The 985-nt window shown below is 55.8% G+C and carries 1 protein-coding gene; it reads left to right on the top strand.

Going from position 1 to position 985, the window contains the following annotated elements; genetic code table 11:
* A partial coding sequence (locus TH30_RS21905; protein ID WP_114100194.1) for a flagellin N-terminal helical domain-containing protein occupies positions 1-985 on the top strand: 985 nt, incomplete at both ends.

Raw genomic sequence — 985 nt, 5'->3', positions numbered from 1 at the left:
GACGGCGGCATGGCAACCATCGACGATATCCTTGTTCGCATGAAGACACTTGCTGTTCAGTCCTCCTCGGGCAACCTGTCCGATACCGAACGTGGCTTCCTGAACGACGAGTTTACCGAACTGCGTGACGAGGTTGATCGTATTGCCTCCTCCACCAACTTCAACGGTATCCAGCTTCTGGGTAACGGTGGTGACGTGGCGCTGGACTATGCAGACCTTGAAGCAGCTGGTACAGGCGCTGCTATCTCGGCTGCCAACGGTTTTGATGCGATTGCCATCACTGACAATAACTACTGGGCAACCGACACGAATGCCGGCGGAGTTACTGACAACGACTTTACCGTTGCCATCAATTATGCTGCAGGTGGTCAGGTCATCATGACCGTTTCCACCAACATCGACGGCGCAGCAAGCCGTGCCCAGTCGATCGACGTCAGTGACTACATCACCGGCGGCAGCAAAGAGATGAGTGCAGGCGACAAATCAACTCTTAACTTCGACGAGCTTGGTCTGTCCTTCACCATCAACAACAACTTCACCGCTTCGGTTGACTCGATCGCTGCCGATAACACCGGCGCATCCGACTTCGGCACTGATACCCAGTTTAACGCTGGCGCAACCAACGACTCGACTGCAAACACAGTTACGATGGCTGCTGACAACGGTCAGACCCTGGCAGCAAGCATCGAATTCCAGGTTGGCGGTGGCAACACTGCAAATGACCGTCTGTCGATCAACCTGACTTCGGTTGACTCTGAAGCACTCGGCACCGGTTCTGCCGGCACCGACACGTCGCTTGCTGATCTTGGCGCCAACGCCATCAGCACTGCGGCCTCTGCCCAGAATGCTGTTGAAGTTGTAACCCGCGCGATTGACGACCTGCAGCGTGCACGTGCTGCGGTTGGTACCTCGCAGAACCGTCTGGACTTCGCTGGTCAGAACCTTGCTTCCACGCAGGAAAACACTGAATCAGCGCGTTCTACCC

The organism is Thalassospira profundimaris, from assembly GCF_003326795.1.
GTDB lineage: Bacteria > Pseudomonadota > Alphaproteobacteria > Rhodospirillales > Thalassospiraceae > Thalassospira > Thalassospira profundimaris_C.
This window is presented reverse-complemented; position numbering and strand designations above follow the sequence as displayed.